Annotated in this window: 9 protein-coding genes; 7 read left to right on the top strand and 2 right to left on the bottom strand. The window is 57.5% G+C overall.

Going from position 1 to position 18,158, the window contains the following annotated elements:
- On the bottom strand, positions 1-1,013 hold a 1,013-nt coding region (locus ABJK56_RS14260; protein ID WP_347245334.1), incomplete at its 3' end, for a sodium/proton-translocating pyrophosphatase.
- Positions 1,014-1,865: 852 nt separating this feature from the next.
- Here ABJK56_RS14260 and ABJK56_RS14255 point away from each other — a divergent pair.
- Positions 1,866-2,726, top strand: coding sequence for a hypothetical protein (locus ABJK56_RS14255; RefSeq protein ID WP_347245333.1), 861 nt, complete (start codon positions 1,866-1,868; stop codon positions 2,724-2,726).
- A 185-nt stretch (positions 2,727-2,911) separates the two neighbouring features.
- Here ABJK56_RS14255 and ABJK56_RS14250 read toward each other — a convergent pair whose 3' ends face one another.
- Positions 2,912-5,074, bottom strand: a complete 2,163-nt coding sequence (locus tag ABJK56_RS14250) for a hypothetical protein (RefSeq protein WP_347245332.1) — start codon at positions 5,072-5,074, stop codon at positions 2,912-2,914.
- Between the two features lie 268 nt (positions 5,075-5,342).
- On the opposite strand from ABJK56_RS14250, the gene ABJK56_RS14245 reads away from it, so the two are divergent.
- From ABJK56_RS14245 to ABJK56_RS14220, 6 genes are all read left to right on the top strand, one after another.
- Entirely contained in the window at positions 5,343-9,359 is a 4,017-nt protein-coding gene (locus tag ABJK56_RS14245) for a family 10 glycosylhydrolase (RefSeq protein WP_347245331.1), read from the top strand.
- A 199-nt stretch (positions 9,360-9,558) separates the two neighbouring features.
- A complete protein-coding gene (locus ABJK56_RS14240; protein WP_347245330.1) occupies positions 9,559-12,582 on the top strand; it encodes a POTRA domain-containing protein in 3,024 nt (1,007 codons plus the stop codon).
- A 69-nt stretch (positions 12,583-12,651) separates the two neighbouring features.
- Entirely contained in the window at positions 12,652-13,413 is a 762-nt protein-coding gene (gene kdsB / locus ABJK56_RS14235; RefSeq protein WP_347245329.1) for a 3-deoxy-manno-octulosonate cytidylyltransferase, read from the top strand.
- 174 nt (positions 13,414-13,587) lie between these two features.
- The gene (locus tag ABJK56_RS14230) at positions 13,588-15,255 is read left to right on the top strand and encodes a CTP synthase (protein WP_347245328.1); all 1,668 of its coding nucleotides are present in this window, start codon (positions 13,588-13,590) and stop codon (positions 15,253-15,255) included.
- 248 nt (positions 15,256-15,503) lie between these two features.
- A complete protein-coding gene (locus ABJK56_RS14225; RefSeq protein ID WP_347245327.1) occupies positions 15,504-16,745 on the top strand; it encodes a glycosyltransferase in 1,242 nt (413 codons plus the stop codon).
- On the top strand, positions 16,742-18,158 hold a 1,417-nt coding region (locus ABJK56_RS14220), incomplete at its 3' end, for an O-antigen ligase family protein (protein WP_347245326.1). The genes ABJK56_RS14225 and ABJK56_RS14220, both read left to right, overlap by 4 nt.

The raw sequence follows: 18,158 nt of genomic DNA, 5'->3' as shown, positions 1-18,158 counted from the left end.
GGCAGAAACAGTGCTGCGAGCTGATAATTGAGCTTGGCCGTCTCCAACGCCAAAGCACCTTTTTGGACCTGTTCCAGAATCCGTTGTGGCAGCAATTCGCCCGTAGCAAAGGCGGCCACACCGAGGGCGGCCGTCGCCAGAATCGAACCGCAGTAGGATTCGTACAGGTCGGCACCCATGCCGGCCACGTCGCCCACGTTGTCACCCACGTTGTCGGCAATCACGGCGGGGTTACGCGGGTCGTCTTCAGGGATGCCTTTTTCCACCTTACCAACGAGGTCGGCACCCACGTCGGCTGCCTTGGTGAAGATACCACCACCGACACGGGCAAACAGTGCCTGGCTGCTGGCCCCCATACCGAAGCACAGCATGGTGACGGTGATCTGTTCAAGGGTCATGTGATAGCCGAGGATTCCGATGACCCAGTAGAGGATCGCGAACCAGAGGCAGATATCGAGTAGCCCCAGACCGACCACCGTGAGTCCCATCACAGCACCGCTTCGGAATGCCACCCGCAAACCGTCGTTCAGTGATTTGCGACAGCCCTGCGCGGTTCGGCTGCTGGCCAGCGTGGCCGTCTTCATTCCCAACCAACCCGCCAGGCCGGAGAAGAAACCGCCGGTGAGAAACGCGAACGGTACCCAGCGGCTTTGGGCATGGAGGCCGAACGCGGCGATTGCCAGCAGGATCACAATGACCACGAAGAATCCGGCCACAACAGTGTACTGCTGCTTGAGATAGGCGTTGGCGCCCTCCCGCACATAGCTGGCGATCTCTTCCATCCGCTCATTTCCCTTTTCCGAGTTGAGCATTTCATGGAAGAAGCGCCATGCGAAATACAGGCCGCAGATGGCGCCCGCCAGGCCGATGAGCCAGAAAATGAAAACCCCAATTTGAGCACCGATCGACGCACCAGCCGAGGCGGAGGCGGCCTCTTCCGCCCAAGCGGGCGTAGCCACAAAGGCCAGTCCCAGGAATCCCACAGCTTTTGCCAGGCCTTTTGCCGTTGACAAAAGCGATCTCCTCATGCGTGTTTCCATGTTTGGACCTCTCTGCTTCCTCAAAACCAGTTCCCACACATCAATTGACTAAACCTGCGTGAAGGACTCCGTTACCGTTAACCCATCCCGAAACAACACACGAAGACAGAATAATTCAATTAAACTGCTCTTAACCTGAGTGCAGTTCAAATGTTGCGCTAACTACAGTCTTGGAATACCCACCCAACAACTGCCGGATACATGCTCGAGACGCAATCTTCTGTGAGGCCGGTTAGATCACACGCAAGGCGTTAATTGATTTTTGGATACGTATGCACAGCACCCCCTGGTTCTGCTCGCCGCCGTCTGTTTTCTGGCCCGATTTTCACCCCGGCTGCTTCCCCTTCGGCGGAAGCCGCCGGCGCCGGAGGCAATCCAATTTGGGCAAAAGCCAGCAAAATGGGAAAAATAGCCTCCTCCCGATCGGCCTCAGAGTATCTCGCGCCTCAGCTCGCGCGGATGTAAAAACAAAGAGTCTAACGGAGGGGCGAGTCTCTTGTCAACAATAGCATATGGGATGTGCATAACAAATAGGCAACCAGAAGGCGGGTTTTTGTCGGCCGGCCATGCATTTGCTGTCCAATATACAACCCGCATTGCTAGGCACAAATGACCACATCGAGGGGGTACACACTTAACAGCGTCTAAAATAAGGATAAAATTTTTGCAGCGGGGAACTTATCAAGAGCTTCTCGACCTCAAAACACATAGGGCTGAGGCGTCCGCTAACGGTTTATAGTTGCTTTTCTGTGAATTTGGATTAGGCTGGAGAAAGAGAATCGGCTGAGGTGTCCGCCCATTGCGGCGTTTGCGAGGAGGTTCGTCATGACTCGGTTCTGGCGTTATGCGGCGCTTGTAGGGGCTTTTTTGCTGGGCTGGTCTGCCACCTGGCTTCTCGGGGCTGACCCCGTCGCAGCGGAAAAAGCTACGTCCAACCAAGAGAAGGCTACCCCCCCGGCGGTGGATCTGTTTGCCGCCATGGAACAAAAGCTGGTGGAGGTGAAAGTCATCGCCAAGGATTCCACCGAATGCAATATCGTGATACGTAATAAAAGCGACAAACCACTCAGCATCCGCATGCCTGAAACCTTCGCCGGTGTGCCCGTTCTCCCTCAATTCGCTGGCGGGCTGGGCGGAGGTGAGTACGGTGGTCGGGGCGGCCGCGGTGGTTACGGGGGCTACGGCGGCGGTTATGGGGGAGGCGCCCAGGGCTTCGGTGGGGGTTACGGAGGTGGAATCGGCGGCTACGGCGGCGGTTATGGGGGCTTCGGTGGGGGCTTTTTGAGCGTCCCTCCCGAGAAGGTTGTGCAGGTGAAGGCTCCCATCGTTTGTCTGGACCACGGCAAACCCGACCCCAACCCCCGCATCCCTTACGAGCTCAAGCCGATCGACTCCTATGCCAAGACGCCCGAGGTGAACGTGGTCCTGAAAATGCTGGCGGAAGGAAAAATCACCCAACGCGTGGCACAAATCGCAGCCTGGCATTTCCAAAACGGGAAGAGCTTTGAAGAACTTGCGCGGATGGAAATTCGCACGGCCATCGGAATGCGGCGTCCCTACTTCTCACCGGCAGAACTTCAAGCAGCGCTCCAGGTGGTGGCCGAGGCCAACCGAATCGTCATGAATAGCCATCAACAAACACCGGAGTCTGTTTCACCGGGAGAACTTGAAGCCAGTCGGAAATAGCGGGCGATTTACAATTCCTCGCTCGCACCGCGGCAAAAACGGTGGGCAGTCATGCGGTTCGAGGGGACTTTGATTCGGAGGCCATATTGGGCCTCCGTTTCTTTGCGCCCAGGTGGTAACGGAAGCTCAAACCCGTGACCTTCGCTGCTGTCGAGGCAATGGTGTGAATCCTCGAAACAATCGCATCAACGCCTGTGTTTGGTCACAATCCACCGGTACTCACCCGGGTCAGGCAGGTGAAGCTCCAAACCGGACCATGCCTTTTGGGCTGCCACCTCGTGGCGCTCCCCGTGGTTTACATTTTCCACCATTAACGATTCATTCTCATCTACAGTAAACCACTCAGGAAATTGGTTGATCCGCGGGTAGTCAAGGGGCAAATGGAAGAAATGTTTGTGTCGGGGCCGATCGAAAAGAAGACGTCCTGTCCACGGCCGGTCGACCGTCAGATTGACATAGAGCTGTCCCTTCTGAAAAATAGCCCCCAGCCGAATGTCTTCCCGCCAAGGCTCCACCCGCAGGCCCTGGGTTTTCCAGAAGGCATACATGAGGGCGGTTCTCGCCACATTGCCATCGCCATGCCACCCTTCGATAATTCCGTCGGGTCGCTGAGGCTTCCACATGTCGCGAATCTTTCGATCAATCCATTCCGCTGCTGATGGAATGGGTTCTCGATTATAAAGATTGATGGCACCCTCCAGCGAGTCTGCATATTCGTCGGCAGAACCCCAATGATAATCGCCGACATCGTCTCGCAGGTGACTCAAAACACGGCGGACGGCCTCCCGATATCGAGAAGTTCTGTCGATGAGATAGACGCTGTAAATCCCGTTGTAGTTGTAGCCCCAGGTGTCACAAATCCCAGGATCGTGCGTCCCGAGCTGGGGATGGATGACGTTATACATCATACCCCGGGCGTCACACCCCACTTCAAGAATCCGGTCGCACATCTCATGGATCGCAGCCCGATAGGCATCTGCCTTTTCCGCGTGGGCAAAACTGACGGCCACGTAGAGCTCGCACAAACCGGAAACGATCTCGCAACCATGATCGCGAAGTCGCAAATCGGGGAAATCTCGCGTGGGATGATGAGACCCGAGCAAGTAGTAGTCCCCTAATCGTTCGGCCCATTCTAAGTACTTTTTCTCTCCCGTGAGCCAGTAAATGCGGGAAAGGACCTGTAACTGCTCTCCGTTCACCTCCACATTGTCAGATGGAATTGGCCCGAACGGCGTGGATATCGGTGCATGCTCCCAAATGGCGTTTTCAATAGCCATCAACCTCTCGAGCCAGGGAGAAGGCCCCAAATACTCTGTGAGGGGGAGTAAGCCATCCTTTACGTATTCCGACCCACCGAAGATCAGGGCCGCCAAACTGGGCTCCGATCGCACAAAATCCTGCTTTGAGAAAGACCAGGCATCGGGAAGGGCACTCAGGCGACTGGTCAAACGGGTCTCTGTTCGCAGCATTTCCAGCATCCGGCCTTCGAATAGGGGTCTATCCGTGACAAATGCCGTCAAGACGAGAAACGGATAATTGTCCGCGGCTGCGTCTTCGGGATTCCAAATATCCCGGGAGGCGGTGAGATTGCGCGGAATCAACCCCGTTTTCGGGTCAGCCTGGGCCAGCCAGCCTTCCATGTACTTTCGGCACCGGAAGAACATTTCGTGAGCCTGCCGACCGTGGCGGGCCGCCAAACGAAAGGCCTGTTCCGGGCCGTCCGCCGTCACATTTTCTTCTGTATCCGCGGATTCCTGCCATAATCGGGCAATTTCCGGGTACGCCTCTGCGAACCTCCCATCGACGGGACCCTGAGGCGTGGCGAGAAGCAGCGAGACTTTCATTTCCACGGAACTGCTGTTGGCCGTCTCTGCTGCATCATGCGCAACAACCGCAACTTTCGAGAAAAAGCCTTGTCGGGAACCTTTTCCCAATAGTCGCAGCGTCACCGGAGCGCTCAATTCGTTCGGTACGGGAAGATCCAGGAAACGGAATCCATCGTAACCACCGTACTCCACCAGCTGCTCTTTGACCGTGCCTTGTTTATCCTGCCACCGAGCAAGGAACGTTCGCCGATCATTTTTTGCTCCGGCTTTAAGCCGAATGAAAAGGTTTTGCGGCAACTCTGCGGAAGCGTTGAGCGTCACCTCGATCTGATAACGTCCGAGCCAGATATAACGAACTCCCGCGTAAACCTGCGTGGCCTCTTCATCCTGGAGTATCTGCTCGGCGATGACTTTTTCCTCCTCTGCGGTCAATTGGTTGGCGGTCGCTGTCCGCACCGCAAGTGGGAGGAGCAAAAAAGCCACGAGAACGCAGCGGAAAGCCAGTACGAAGAGGGTTCGCATGTTCGAATTCCCTGGTTAAAGCATGCCACTCCTGACAAACGGCCCCTGGCAACCCTTCCAGCCGCCATGCCCATCCGCCGAGTTTTTTCGCAGCTTTTTACATTAAAACGACGTATTTAATCGCCAAAGCGGCCAAGGGAGGTCTTTTTCATGCCGCTACCGGGTGCGGAAAAAGCTCTAGGTCGCCGTCCCGAGGAGTGTTATAATTGACCCGCCGCAAAACGCAACGGGGAACCCCGCCAATCATCGGAGGTTTCGTGAGGAGGTCATGTTCGGACAGGGAGGTCCGAGACTACCGGTCTTGTTCCCACCGCTGGCGCGACGTCGAGCCGCGCTTGCATCTATCTTGCTTCACACGGTTTCTTTGGGGCTGGCGGTCCTCGTGTGTTCGTTTTCCTCGGCGCATGGTGAAACACTGGGCCTGCGAATTTCCTGGGGCGGCGGAACACCGCGCCGCTGGAGCGGCACAATCACGGTTTCCGAGGGACAAATCGTCTCCTGGACCTTGCTGGGCACCGAAGTCGATGAGCCGGGCGCTCTCTTTCGAGAAGAAAACACCCTAGTCATAGCCCCGAGCCGTCCGCGAATTTACCAGGGAGTCGATCTGCTCGTCGATTCTCCGATCCAGGCCAACCTTCAGATCGAGCTGGCGATTCCCGAGCAGGCGCCGCAACGCTGGACAATCCCTCTGAAGAATATCCTGCGGGACCCCTACGAGGCACCGGTGGACGACCAGGGAAACCGGCTATTCGTGGAGCGGTCTCCCGGCGACAGCCTGGCTATCGAAACGGACCGCCCGCATCTCATCTTCGAACCGGGGGAAACATGGTCGTTCCGGGTACGATTTCGCGGAAGCCCTTTCAATTCCGGCGAACAAGTCACTCTGATGATTCGGGTTCAGAATGCCCGGCAAGAGCAGCAAGCCCGCTGGAATCTTCTCGATCCTTTCAATCTGGGGCGCAGCAACGGGCCAGGTCTCCCATCCGCCCGGTACGAAACTACAGCCAATCCCAACACGGCCGTGCCGGTGGAGGTCCGACTCCCGGAGAGGGAAGGGGTCTATGACGTGGTATTGACGGCCGCCGCCAGCACAGGCCTGCGTTTGGGTGAACCGGTCGTGCGTCCCCTGGGATGGGGCAGTCCCACGGTGCAACGGCGTGTCCAGGTGGTTGTTCTGGCGAAGGAAAACTCCCCCAGTCTGACCGAAGCACGTCCCGAATTGCGGCTTCTGGGGGAGGCCGTGGACGCGGGAAATCCCACCTTTTGGGAACGCCTGAGTCGCATCACACCGGCTCTGCCGCCCCTGCACCTTCTCCCTCGTGATGGATTGCTGGGCCGAGGCTGGCGCCGCCTGAGAGAAGGCCAGCTAGAGCCCTACACAGAACTTCAGCCCAGCAAGCCGGGAGAAGAACCAAGTTGGGCAATCTATTCGCTGCCCATTATGGAACCCGGCACACCCCATGTGCTGGAGATTGAATGGCCTGCCGATCGCAAGCAGACGCTTCTTGTCTCGCTTGTGGAACCTAATGCCATGGGTGCGATCTCTCCGCCACTATTGGACATAGGGGTAACAAGCTCGGGTGAATTGAGCCGCTGGGGTGAGAAGGTCGGCTGGCAGGTTTACCGGGCGGTGTTCTGGCCGAAAACTCGGCAACCATTCCTGATGGTCGCCAATCCGGGAAGCGAGCCAGCCATCTACGGCCGGATCCGCGTGTATGGTGGATGGCGACACCTGCCGGAGTATTTCCCACCAGCAGCTTTTCCCACCGAAAGAGTTTTAGCGGCGTACTTCCATCGGCCGTTCTTGGCGGCAACGTTCCAGGCGAGTGACGCGCTCGGGCCATTTCGAGAGCGGGGTGTGGAAGACTGGGTGACGTTTTACGATGCCATCACGCGGCTGTCCGAGTATCTCCGGTTTGCCGGCTATAGCGCGGTTGTGCTCACTGTAGCGGCCGATGGATCCACGCTGTTTCCTAGCCCACGATGGCAACCTACGCCCCGATACGACAACGGTTGTTTTCATCCCGACGGTGCGGACCCGGTCCGAAAGGACGTTGTTGAGCTGGTGTTACGCGTTGCAGACCGCGATGGATTCATGGTAATCCCGGCCATGGACTTTTCGACTCCCCTGCCGGATCTGGAGGCCATGATTCACCGACGTGGCAACCAGGGCCGAAATCTTCGCTGGGTGGGGCCCGACGGCCGAACGCTCGACGAAACAACACAACCTTACCGGGGAATGCTTCCCTACTACAACATCCTTCACCGAGAAGTGCAGGAAAGCATCTTAAATTTGATTCATGAATTTGCCGATCGGTACGGCCAGCATCCGTCATTGGCGGGGCTGGGACTTCAGGTTTCGGCCTACGGATATATGCAACTTCCTGGCCCACAATGGGGAATGGATGATGAAACCGTGGCTCGATTCTGCGAAGAGACCGGCATCACGATCGAAGCAACCGGCGACGATCGCTACCAGAAGCGGGCAGAACTTCTTCTGGGGCAGTATCTTCGGCACTGGGTTCGCTGGCGGGCCCAGCGGCTACAAAGCTTTTATACAAGGGTCAATCAGGAATTGACGGCGGTCCGTCCGGATGCCCGCCTCTATTTGCTGGCTCCCACACTTTTCGTGGGTGAACGGTGGGAGAACCGTCTCCGGCCGACGCTCATACAGCGCCAGGACCCACTGGCCGTTTTTCAGGAAGTGGGCCTCGATCCAGTGGCCCTGGCCAGCGACCCCAGCATCACTTTTCTCCGCGTCTTTCGAGTGGTGGAACACGCGCCGTTGGGGATGCGGGCGACCGAGTACGAGGTCGATCAACTCTTTCGCGCGTGGCAGGGAACAAGTTCGCTGGCCACCGGCGGCGTGCTTTTCTACCACGCTCCGCGCGAGCTTCGCATTCCTAGCTTCGATGCAGCGGCCCCTTTTTCGCCTGCTTTCACAGCCATTATTCATCAACCCATTCCCTGGGGATATGAAAGTCTGCGGCGCTACGCGCAGGCCCTGGCCGAGGGCGATCCCAGTCTCATTGCAGACGGGGGCTGGCGCGTTTCGATGGGGGACGAAGAGGCTCTCCGGGTCTGGCGGGCTACCTATCGAAGGCTTCCCGCTACCGCTTTTCACGATGTCTCTTTTCCCGGAAACAGCAAGTCCATGCAGCCGCTTGTCATTCGCTCCGCTGTTCGCGGACAGGAAACCTATCTCTACATCGTCAATCAAGCGGGTTTTTCGGTCAGGGCCACGTTGCAATTTCGGGCCCCCGCAAATACGCGGGTGATGGAACTCAGCGGTCTGCGCCCTCTTCCGGCGATCAAAAAGGATACCGACGACTCGTGGCGTTGGGATGCTGACCTGGGGCCCTACGATTTGCTAGCGGTCAAGTTCACATCTCCCCAAGTCTCTTTCACACAGGCCGCAATTCATTACAACCCTGAGGTCATCCAGCGACTCAAAGACCAAATCACGGAGCTGAGCGAGCGGGCGGCCACTTTGAGTACGCCCCCGCTCTACGAAGGTCTGGCAAATGCGGACTTTGAACAACCACTGGCAAACACGGGAGAAATTCCCCACTGGAGGATACAGGCAGGTTCCGATGCCACGGTGCGTCTGGACGGCCAGGAGAAAAAACAGGGGAACTATTCTCTCTATGTCGCGAGCCGTGGGGGATCTGTCACGATGATCAGCGACCCATTCGAAGCGCCAGTGACGGGACGTCTCACGGTAGGCCTCTGGCTGAAAACGCGGCCGGGAAATCCCCAACCACCTCTCCGCGTGTTCCTATTCGGTGATCCCTCCCAGTTACCGTTTGCCCGGTATGCAGAAATCGGTGTTTCTGCGATGGGTCAGCCGGTGCCTGCTGTGGGTGCAGAATGGGCGCCAGTCCTAGTTCAGGTAGCCGATTTGCCGCTTGGCAGAAAAGGCCCCCTGTACCTGAGAATCGACCTGGCCGGGCCAGGCGAGGTCTGGATCGACGACATCCAGTTGTGCTCGCTGGCCTTCAGCAAGGCAGAACGGGTGGAGTTGTTCAAGCTCATCGCTCCTGCCCAGGCCAAGCTGGAAAATGGGGAAATAGCAGATTGTCTCCGCATGCTGGATAGCTACTGGCCGCAGTACCTTATGGCGTTTGTCCCCCGCGCTGATCTCTCCCCGCAAATCAGTCGGGAAAAGCAGGCCACTCAGCCGGCGGAAACCGGGTCGGCTCAGAACTCCGTCAAGACGCCTGACCGATCTGCGTCACTTCTTGATCGCATACGGGCAGTTCTGCCCTCGAAATGGCGATTCTGAAACTGGCCTCGGAACAACCGCGGGAAAGCGTGTTTTGCGCGGCCTCCCTTTCTGCCCCGCTTCTTGCGTGCCTTGCCTCCCGTATCGCGAATCGCACTTGCCCCAGCCTGGCAAATTCTGTATTTGTTTGCCGCAGTGCCAGAGGGGATAGCCCCCGGCAACACTTCGACGTTTTTCGAAAACCTGCGATTCTCTGTTGATGCGCAGCAAACTGGGACTCATTAGCACCGCGGCGTGTGGGACTGTAGCGGGACTCCTGTTAATCTGGACTCCCGCGAAGGTTTTCTGCCAAACATCCGCCGCCATTCCGGAATTTCATCCCCCCGGTGTCGAAGCCGTCAACGGAGATTTGGCGAAGCCGGACAACCGTGCGATTGGCGATCAGCCCGATGAGCAAGAACAGGTTGTCGAAGTCCGTGTGGTGGGCGCCAAGCACGTGCCTCGCGAGAAATATTTGCCTGCTATCAAAACGAGGGCCGGGCGGGCCTTCGATGTGCAAACCCTCGAAGAGGATGTAAGACGGCTTTATCGGACGGGCCTGTTTGTTGACGTCAAGACGTACACACCCCAGGTGCAGGGGGGCCGCCTGGTCATCTTTGAAGTGCTCGAGCGACCACTCCTCCATTACGTGAAATACGTTGGAAATCGGGCGTTCAGCGAAAAACGCCTCGCCAAAGAAACCGGTCTTAAGGCGGGTGATCCCCTGGATACCTGGCAGGTGGACGAGGCCCAACGCCGATTGGAACAATTCTATCACGAGAAGGGATTCCCCCATGCCAGGGTCACGGTGATTGAAGGCAACAAGACGACCGATCGGGGAGCGATTTTCCTCATCAATGAAGGTCGTCGCCAGCGTGTGGCCTGGACGCAATTCGTCGGCAACACGATTGCGTCGGACGCGCGATTGAGAACGCAGGTGCAGACCAAACCCGGCTGGTTTTGGTTCCTGGGAGGACTCTTTGATCGCAAACAACTCGACGAAGACGTCGAGCGGATTACAGCGTACTACCGCAGTCTGGGATTTTTCCAAGCCCGTGTGGGGCGCGATATTGAGGTCTATCCCGATCCTGTCAGCGATTCCCGCGAATGGGTGTATGTGACCTACGTCATCGACGAAGGTCCTCGTTACCGTATTCGCAATATTTCTTTTTTCGGAAATGAAAAATTCTCCACCGAAGAACTATCGAAAAACCTGGAATTAAAACCTGGCGATTACTTCGATCAAAGTAAACTCCAAATGGATGTCAACCGGCTGCGTGATAAATATGGTGCAGTCGGTTATGTGTTTGCGGACGTCCAGGCGGATCCGCGTTTCCTGGAAGAACCGGGACAGCTCGACCTCGTCTACAAGATTGACGAAGGGCGCCCCTATAAAGTCGGAATGATCAACGTTCAAATCACAGGGGAGGAACCCCATACACGGGTAACGACGGTTCTCAATCGGATGTCCCTGGCGCCTGGTGATATTGCGGATATTCGTGAGATTCGAGCCAGCGAACGCCGACTGAGGGCATCCCAGATATTCGAAGTCGATCCATCGCGGGGCGTTCAGCCCAAGATTGTATTCACGCCGCCGGAGCTGCCTTCAGTGCCGGAAAAAGGTGAAGGGCCCCAAATTGCTGAAAGGCCCCAGCGGCCGGTACCGCCGAGCGGAGAATCGGGGAAAGGTCCCACAGACAATGGCCAGCCCCCATCGCCCAGCGTTATTCGCGGTCAATCGGAAAGCGCGTTGAGCCTACCAGCACCTCCGCGGTGGCTGTGGCCTTCACCCACCGGGCGCTCTCGACCTGCGTCCGGAGGAGGAGTCGTGCCGGCTGTCGAAACGCGGCTGACCTCGGAACCGTCGCAGGTAATCCCGGCGACGTATGAGGAGTCTCCCCAAACGTCATCAGGCGTCGTTCCCACCAGCGGTACGGCCCCCAGCCCAAGTGGGCAAACGCCACAAGATCTACCGCCCCAACCGTTGCCGAGTGCCACGCAACCGGATCTCCCAACAGCGACATCCACGGCGACCAGTCCTCCGGTTTATGTCGCTCCTGCCGATCAGGTGCCCGCCCCGGCTACCCGCGTCGTATTTCCCGATCGGCCCCTGCCCGGGGATATGTCGGTGTTTTCCGACCGTCCTCCGGATGAAGAACCCCTCGAATTGCCGTTGCAACCGATGGTGGAAGAAGCCCGAACCGGGCGCATCATGTTCAGTGTGGGCGTGAACTCGGACGCCGGTGTCATGGGAAGTGCCATCATCGAAGAGCAGAATTTTGATTGGACCCGCTGGCCCCGGAGCTGGCGGGACATCATTGAAGGCCGCGCCTGGCGGGGGGCCGGTCAGCGCTTTCGCCTGGAAGCTGTTCCCGGCACTCAGGTCCATCGCTACATGGTCAGCTTTTCCGATCCCTATTTTATGGATCGCAACGTGACCTTCGGCCTCAGTGGCTTCTACTATCGCCGCAATTATCGGGAATACACAGAAGAGCGCTTGGGAGGTCGTGTGGCCTTCGGTTATCAGTTTACGCATGATCTGTCGGGAACCTTCGCCTATCGCGGCGCCGACATTAAGATTTTCGATCCGCTCGTGACACCTTTTGGCATCCCGCCCACCATTGCGGACGCGATGGGAACAAACATCCTCCACGGATTTGAGGTGGCGCTCACGCATGACACTCGGGATAACGCGTTTCTGCCGACTGAGGGCCATTTCTTCCAGGTCTCGTTTGAGCAGGTGGTGGGAACCCACGATTATCCGCGCGTCGAGCTTGACTATCGGCGCTATTTCGCGCTGTGGCAGCGCCCGGACGGCTCAGGCCGTCACGTTCTGGGACTGGCGGGACGTATTGGGATCACTGGAAGTGATACTCCGGTCTACGACCACTATTTCGCCGGAGGAACGTCGAGCTTGCGGGGATTTGACTATCGTGGGGCCTCGCCACGGGAATTCGGCGTGGCGGTGGGAGGACACTTTCTCATGCTGGCTTCCGCAGAATACATGTTCCCTATCACAGCCGATGATATGGTACGGGGCGTCATCTTCTGCGACACCGGGACCGTGGAGCCAAGCATCGACAACTGGACCGATCGCTACCGTGTGGCGGTGGGTTTTGGGTTGCGGGTCGTGATCCCCATGATGGGACCTGCCCCGATGGCCTTCGACTTCGGCTTCCCTGTAGTCGAAGAACCCGGCGACGACAATCGGGTGTTCAATTTCTTCATCGGCTTCCTGCGGTAGAAGCGGACAGTTCGACCGTCCGACGTGGATCTGGGATCGCCGCACCACATGAGGTAATCACTGCATCGTATGACCAGCTTCGTCGTTATTCCCGCGCGATTGGCTTCCACACGGCTTCCACGGAAGATGCTTCTGGACGAAACTGGCAAGCCGCTCATCCAGCACACTTACGAGGCGGCAGCCCAGGCAACCAAACCGGCGGGTGTGTGTGTGGCGTGTGACCACGAAGAGATCCTGCTGGCCGTGGAACGGTTCGGGGGGAGGGCCATTCTGACCAGCCCCAAGGCCCAAAGTGGTACGGATCGCGTGGCCGAGGTCGCCCGGTCAATGCGGGAGGTGGATATCTTCGTCAACGTGCAGGGGGACGAGCCGGAAATTCCCCCGGAAGCGATCGACCAGGTGATCGATCTTCTGGAACGCACCGCCGAGGCAGAAGTGGCGACACTGGCTGCTCCGATACGAGAACGCGAGCGGCTGGCGGATCCGGCCTGCGTCAAAGTTGTCTGCGACGGGCGAGGTTTTGCCCTCTATTTCAGCCGGAGTGTCATCCCGCATCCCCGCGAGTGGGACGACTCTTTCCTTCAGGCCGATCCGCCGATCTTTCTGCAACATATCGGGCTGTATGCCTATCGTCGGGAATATCTTTTGCAAATCCCTCACCTTCCGTCACCCACCTTGGAGCGGGTCGAGAAGTTGGAACAGTTGCGTTTCCTGTACCACGGGGCGCGGATCGCTGTGGGCCTGATTCCTTCACCCACCTGTGGGATTGACACCCCCGAGGATTACCGCCGGTTTGTAGCAAACTACAGGGCGCGGTACAATCGGCCATAAAGGCGTTGCGGTGGGCCACGGCCGGCTCGTACGTTGTCCTGCAGCGAGAGTTTCTGCTCGCACCCCAGCGGTGGCGCTGCTCTCTCGGCTTTCGGGTGCCATTCGAAAAATCCGCAAACCGACTATCCCTGTTTCTCGGGGTATTTCTTTGCTTAACTCAGGTGTGGTTGCAATATGGCCAAGCATATTTTTGTGACGGGTGGGGTTGTAAGTTCCCTTGGAAAAGGGTTGACGAGTGCCTCCATCGGCATGCTCTTGGAACGCCGTGGCCTCTCCGTACGAATGCAGAAAATGGATCCCTACATCAACGTGGATCCTGGTACCATGAGCCCCTATCAACACGGGGAGGTCTATGTTCTGGATGACGGCAGCGAAACCGATCTGGACCTCGGTCACTACGAACGGTTCACCAACAGCCCCTTGACACGTGATAGCAATTACACGACGGGCAAGATTTATCTTTCCGTCATCACCAAGGAACGGCGAGGGGAGTATCTCGGCCAAACTGTCCAGGTCATCCCCCACATTACCAACGAGATCAAGCGGGCCATCACCAAGCTGGCAGCACCCGGGGTGGACGTGGTTATCACGGAAATCGGGGGTACTGTGGGTGACATCGAAAGTTTGCCTTTTTTGGAAGCCATTCGTCAGCTCTCGCTGGACATCGGGCGAGAAAACTGCCTGTATATTCATCTCACACTGGTCCCCTACCTTCGCGCCGCCGGCGAAATCAAGACCAAGCCCACCCAGCACTCTGTGGGGCAACTCCGTCAAATCGGTATCCAGCCCGATATTCTCATCTGCCGCACGGAAAAACCCCTGACGCGGGATGCACGCGCTAAGGTCGCTCTGTTCTGCAACGTTCCCGTGGACTGTGTCATCGAAGAGCGGGACAAGGACTTTTCCATCTACGAGGTGCCCATCAGTCTGGTGGAACACGGTTTAGATGAGCTAATTGTGCGCAAGCTCGGTCTGAAAGCCGGTCCGCTCAATTTAGATAGCTGGTACGAGCTGCTCCATCGCATCCGAAACCCCAAGAGCGAGGTTTCCATCGCGGTGGTGGGTAAATACGTGGAACATCGCGACGCGTACAAATCCATCTACGAGGCCCTCGATCATGCGGGTATCGCCCATCAGGCTCTTGTTCGTGTGGAACGGGTGCACAGCGAGAAGATCGAACAGGAAGGACCAGAACGACTGCTGGCGGGGGTGGATGGCATTCTCGTACCCGGCGGGTTCGGCGAGCGGGGCATCGAAGGAAAGGTAGAAGCCATCCGCTATGCTCGTGAAAAAAGGATTCCCTTTTTTGGCATCTGCTTGGGCATGCAATGCGCGGTCATTGAATTTGCCCGACATGTAGCTGGGCTGGAAGGCGCCCATTCCACCGAATTTCACAAGGACACCCCACATCCTGTGATTTGCCTGCTGGACGAACAGCGGCATGTTACCGACAAAGGCGGCACCATGCGTTTGGGAGCGTACCCCGCGGTGCTCACTCCCGGGAGCAAGGCCGCCCAGGCGTACGGTACTCTGGAAATCAGCGAACGCCATCGGCATCGATACGAATTCAACAACGCATACCGGCATCGCCTCGCAGAGCTGGGACTCCAGGTTTCGGGCACAAGCCCCGATGGTAAACTGGCGGAGATTGTGGAACTAGTCGGGCACCCGTGGTTTGTGGCTGTGCAATTCCACCCCGAGTTCAAGTCCCAGCCCACGCGAGCGCATCCACTATTCCGGGCCTTTATCGAGGCAGCTCTCAAGGCCCGAGCGCAGCGCATGACGCAGGGGGCGGGTGAAGATTTTCCTCCAGTGGAGGTTAATGCCGAATCACCCCACTGAGTACTTGATGCTCCTTTTCTAGAAATCTCTAACTTTGGAGTGGCGAATTCACGCGAGCTGGGCGGGGCTACAGAATTCTGCTGCGCCCGGTGAATACTTCAATCATGGCCAGGTGACGCCACGCGATTTTCTCGGTTGACGCTGCCGCATCTTTTTGGCTAAGTTCCCTGGAATCTGTCGGCCCCCACATCGGAAGGGTAGCATCGAGGCGAGACCCGCACAAACGCGGCCCATTCAGGGACTGAGAAATGACCGCGGAAGGTTTACCTTTTAGACTCGCGACGCCTTTGCGGATCTTGCATGTTTTTGCGCGGCTGAACCATGGCGGGGCGGAAATCCGTACGCTTGAGCTTATACGGTATCTCCGCGCACATCACCCAGAGCTTCCCATAGAAACCCACTTTTGCTGCCTGTCGGGATTGCCTGGAACGCTGGACGAGGTGGCCCGCAGCTTGGGCTGTCAGGTGCATCTTCTACCGCTGTATCGTCCGAGTTTTGTTGCCCGGTTTCTGAAACTTCTCCGGAATGGCCGATACGATGTCGTCCATTCCCATATTCACTATCCTTCGGGACTCATCACCCTCTTGGCAAAAATGGCAGGCATTCCCTGCCGCGTTGTACACTTTCGGAGCATTAATGACGGACGTCCACCTACGTTCGCCAGGCGGATGACGATTCGATTGTGGAAGCATCTCATCGACCGCTCAGCCACCCACATTCTCGGGGTAAGCAGCAGCGCGTTAGCGGCATGTTGGCGTCCTGACTGGCGAACGGACGTACGGTGTCGCGTTATTTACAACGGGATCGACCTCGCACGATTTCCCGACCCCGCAGATCATTCTCCGCAGGAAAGGCTCTTCGAGCAGTTGCAATTGTCCCCTGACACGAGAGTTCTCGTTCATGTCGGCCGCGAGACTCCCGCGAAAAACCACAGGCGACTTCTGGCTATTTTTTCCGAATTGAAAAAATCAGTGCCGCAAGCGGTTCTCTTGTTGGTGGGCGATCTGGCACAGAACACGTCACTTCTCGGAGAAGTCCGAGAACCCGGCTTGGAAAGTTCGGTTCGACTTCTGGGACGTCGCGACGATGTGCCTGCCATTTTGGCTGCCGCCGATTTGATGGTATTTCCATCTCTGTGGGAGGGAATGCCGGGAGTTATACTGGAATCCCTTGCTGCCGGCACGCCGGTGGTTGCTTCCGATATCCCGCCCCATCGGGAGATCGCCGAACAACTCCCAGGTTGTATTTCGCTGGTGCCGCTCGAGGAGCCTGACAAAACCTGGGCCGAAAAGATCATCCACACGTCGCTTCCTACTCCTGGGAGTCGGCTGGCTGCCCGATCCGCGTTTCTTGCCGGGCCTTTTTCGCTGCAACGGGCGGCAGATCAGTTTTTGAACGTCTGGTATTCAGCCAGCACCGATAAACAGCTTTCTTGGGGCGAAGCGACCTACCGGGGCCAGTTGCCGACGGAACAACGGAGGGCCGCATGAGCCTCGGAGATCTTGCGCTCTTTCTGACAGCACTGATGGCGGCCTTCGCGGTGACATTAAAAGCCGTCGGGGATCATCTGCACCTTGAAATTCCCGAATTAATCCATTTTTACGTGTACGTCCCGACATTCCTCCTGGCCAGTCTGGCGTGGCTGACCCGTCCCCGATTTCTGCGAAGCTGGCCCTTTTTGTTCGCTGCGGCCGTGCCGGTCGTGGGACTCTGTTATGGTGAATCGCCCACTCTCGGGACAAATGCAGTTGTAGCGTTCTATCTCGTTTCCGGCGTGGCCCTAGCGACCCTGATTGCCGACCGCGACCGTTGGAGATGGGCAGCCCGCATCTTCGTCCTGGCAAACGCGTTTCTGGTGTTTTTCATCTTTTGGATGAACTATCACGCGAGCAATGGATCCCTTCGGCTGACGCTGGTCAAATTCGGCTATGTCCTTCTCAGCGACATGACAAACTCCGCTAATCCCAATCAGGTGGGTGCCCAGTTTGCCTTTGCCAGTGTTGTGGGATTCGTAGTCTTTTTACGATCAGGCAGGCTGATTCTTCCCGTCCAGCCGATATCCTCTCCTCAACCGTCTTCTCTTGCAGGAGGTATTTCACCCAGTCGATCCTGGACTCCCTCGCGGCACCGCTGGCGCGTTGAACTGCCACTCCAGGACACTGCGGAAACTTTCAATTCCAACCGCCGCTTTGAATTCGGCCGGGCCGACTGGGGCGTTCTAGCAGCCGCCATGATCTGCACCCTTGGTTGTTTTCTAACAGCCTCTCGTGGGGCCACGTTGGGGCTGATTTTCGGAACGAGTGCCGCAGTTTTCGGGAGCTTGGGTCTCCAGCCTGTCCGTCGTGTGCGGGACTTTGTGGTCTTTGCCGCACTCGCTCTCCTTGTGGGTAGTCTTACCGCAGCTACTCTCCGTGTGAATCCATTGGAGCCGTTATCCAATCGGGTATTTGGGCAGGAAGGCGCCACTGTAGTCACCGCGGGAAGTCGCCTGCAAATTTGGGAGAACGCGTTCCGCGCCTGGCTGGCCGATCCCGTCCGCTTTCTTGTGGGAGCGGGAACCGGCGGCGCCGACGTCGCATTGGGGAAATTTGACCCGGGCGCCAAATTCGATGAGTATGGGACGATCAGGAGAAGCTGTCACAACATATTCATCGAATGGGCACTCAGTTATGGTCTCATAGGAATTTTGCCGGGCATTGTGCTGGCACTCGCCGTGTGGAGCCAGGCCGCAGCGCTGGACCGCGGAGAACTCGCTTTCGATCGTCGTGCCCTTCTGCTCACAATTGCCGTTTTAGGTATGACAGGAGTCGCCTACCGCTACCTGAGCTGGCCGATGGTGGCCGGACTAGCGCTTGCCCTTTTGGAAATGACACCCAACGTCCCGAGGGATTCCGAAATTCCGG

Origin of the sequence: Thermogutta sp. (genome assembly GCF_039793925.1) — a bacterium.
Taxonomy (GTDB): domain Bacteria; phylum Planctomycetota; class Planctomycetia; order Pirellulales; family Thermoguttaceae; genus Thermogutta.
The sequence above is the reverse complement of the archived record's forward strand: the minus strand, read 5'-3'. Positions and strand labels throughout refer to the sequence as shown.

Bases quoted from the DNA above. Each gene is read 5' to 3' on its own strand.
- ABJK56_RS14225 (WP_347245327.1), top strand. From the start codon at position 15,504: ATGACCGCGGAAGGTTTACCTTTTAGACTCGCGACGCCTTTGCGGATC.
- ABJK56_RS14250 (WP_347245332.1), bottom strand. From the start codon at position 5,074: ATGCGAACCCTCTTCGTACTGGCTTTCCGCTGCGTTCTCGTGGCTTTT.
- ABJK56_RS14230 (WP_347245328.1), top strand. From the start codon at position 13,588: ATGGCCAAGCATATTTTTGTGACGGGTGGGGTTGTAAGTTCCCTTGGA.
- kdsB (WP_347245329.1), top strand. From the start codon at position 12,652: ATGACCAGCTTCGTCGTTATTCCCGCGCGATTGGCTTCCACACGGCTT.
- ABJK56_RS14255 (WP_347245333.1), top strand. From the start codon at position 1,866: ATGACTCGGTTCTGGCGTTATGCGGCGCTTGTAGGGGCTTTTTTGCTG.
- ABJK56_RS14240 (WP_347245330.1), top strand. From the start codon at position 9,559: ATGCGCAGCAAACTGGGACTCATTAGCACCGCGGCGTGTGGGACTGTA.
- ABJK56_RS14245 (WP_347245331.1), top strand. From the start codon at position 5,343: ATGTTCGGACAGGGAGGTCCGAGACTACCGGTCTTGTTCCCACCGCTG.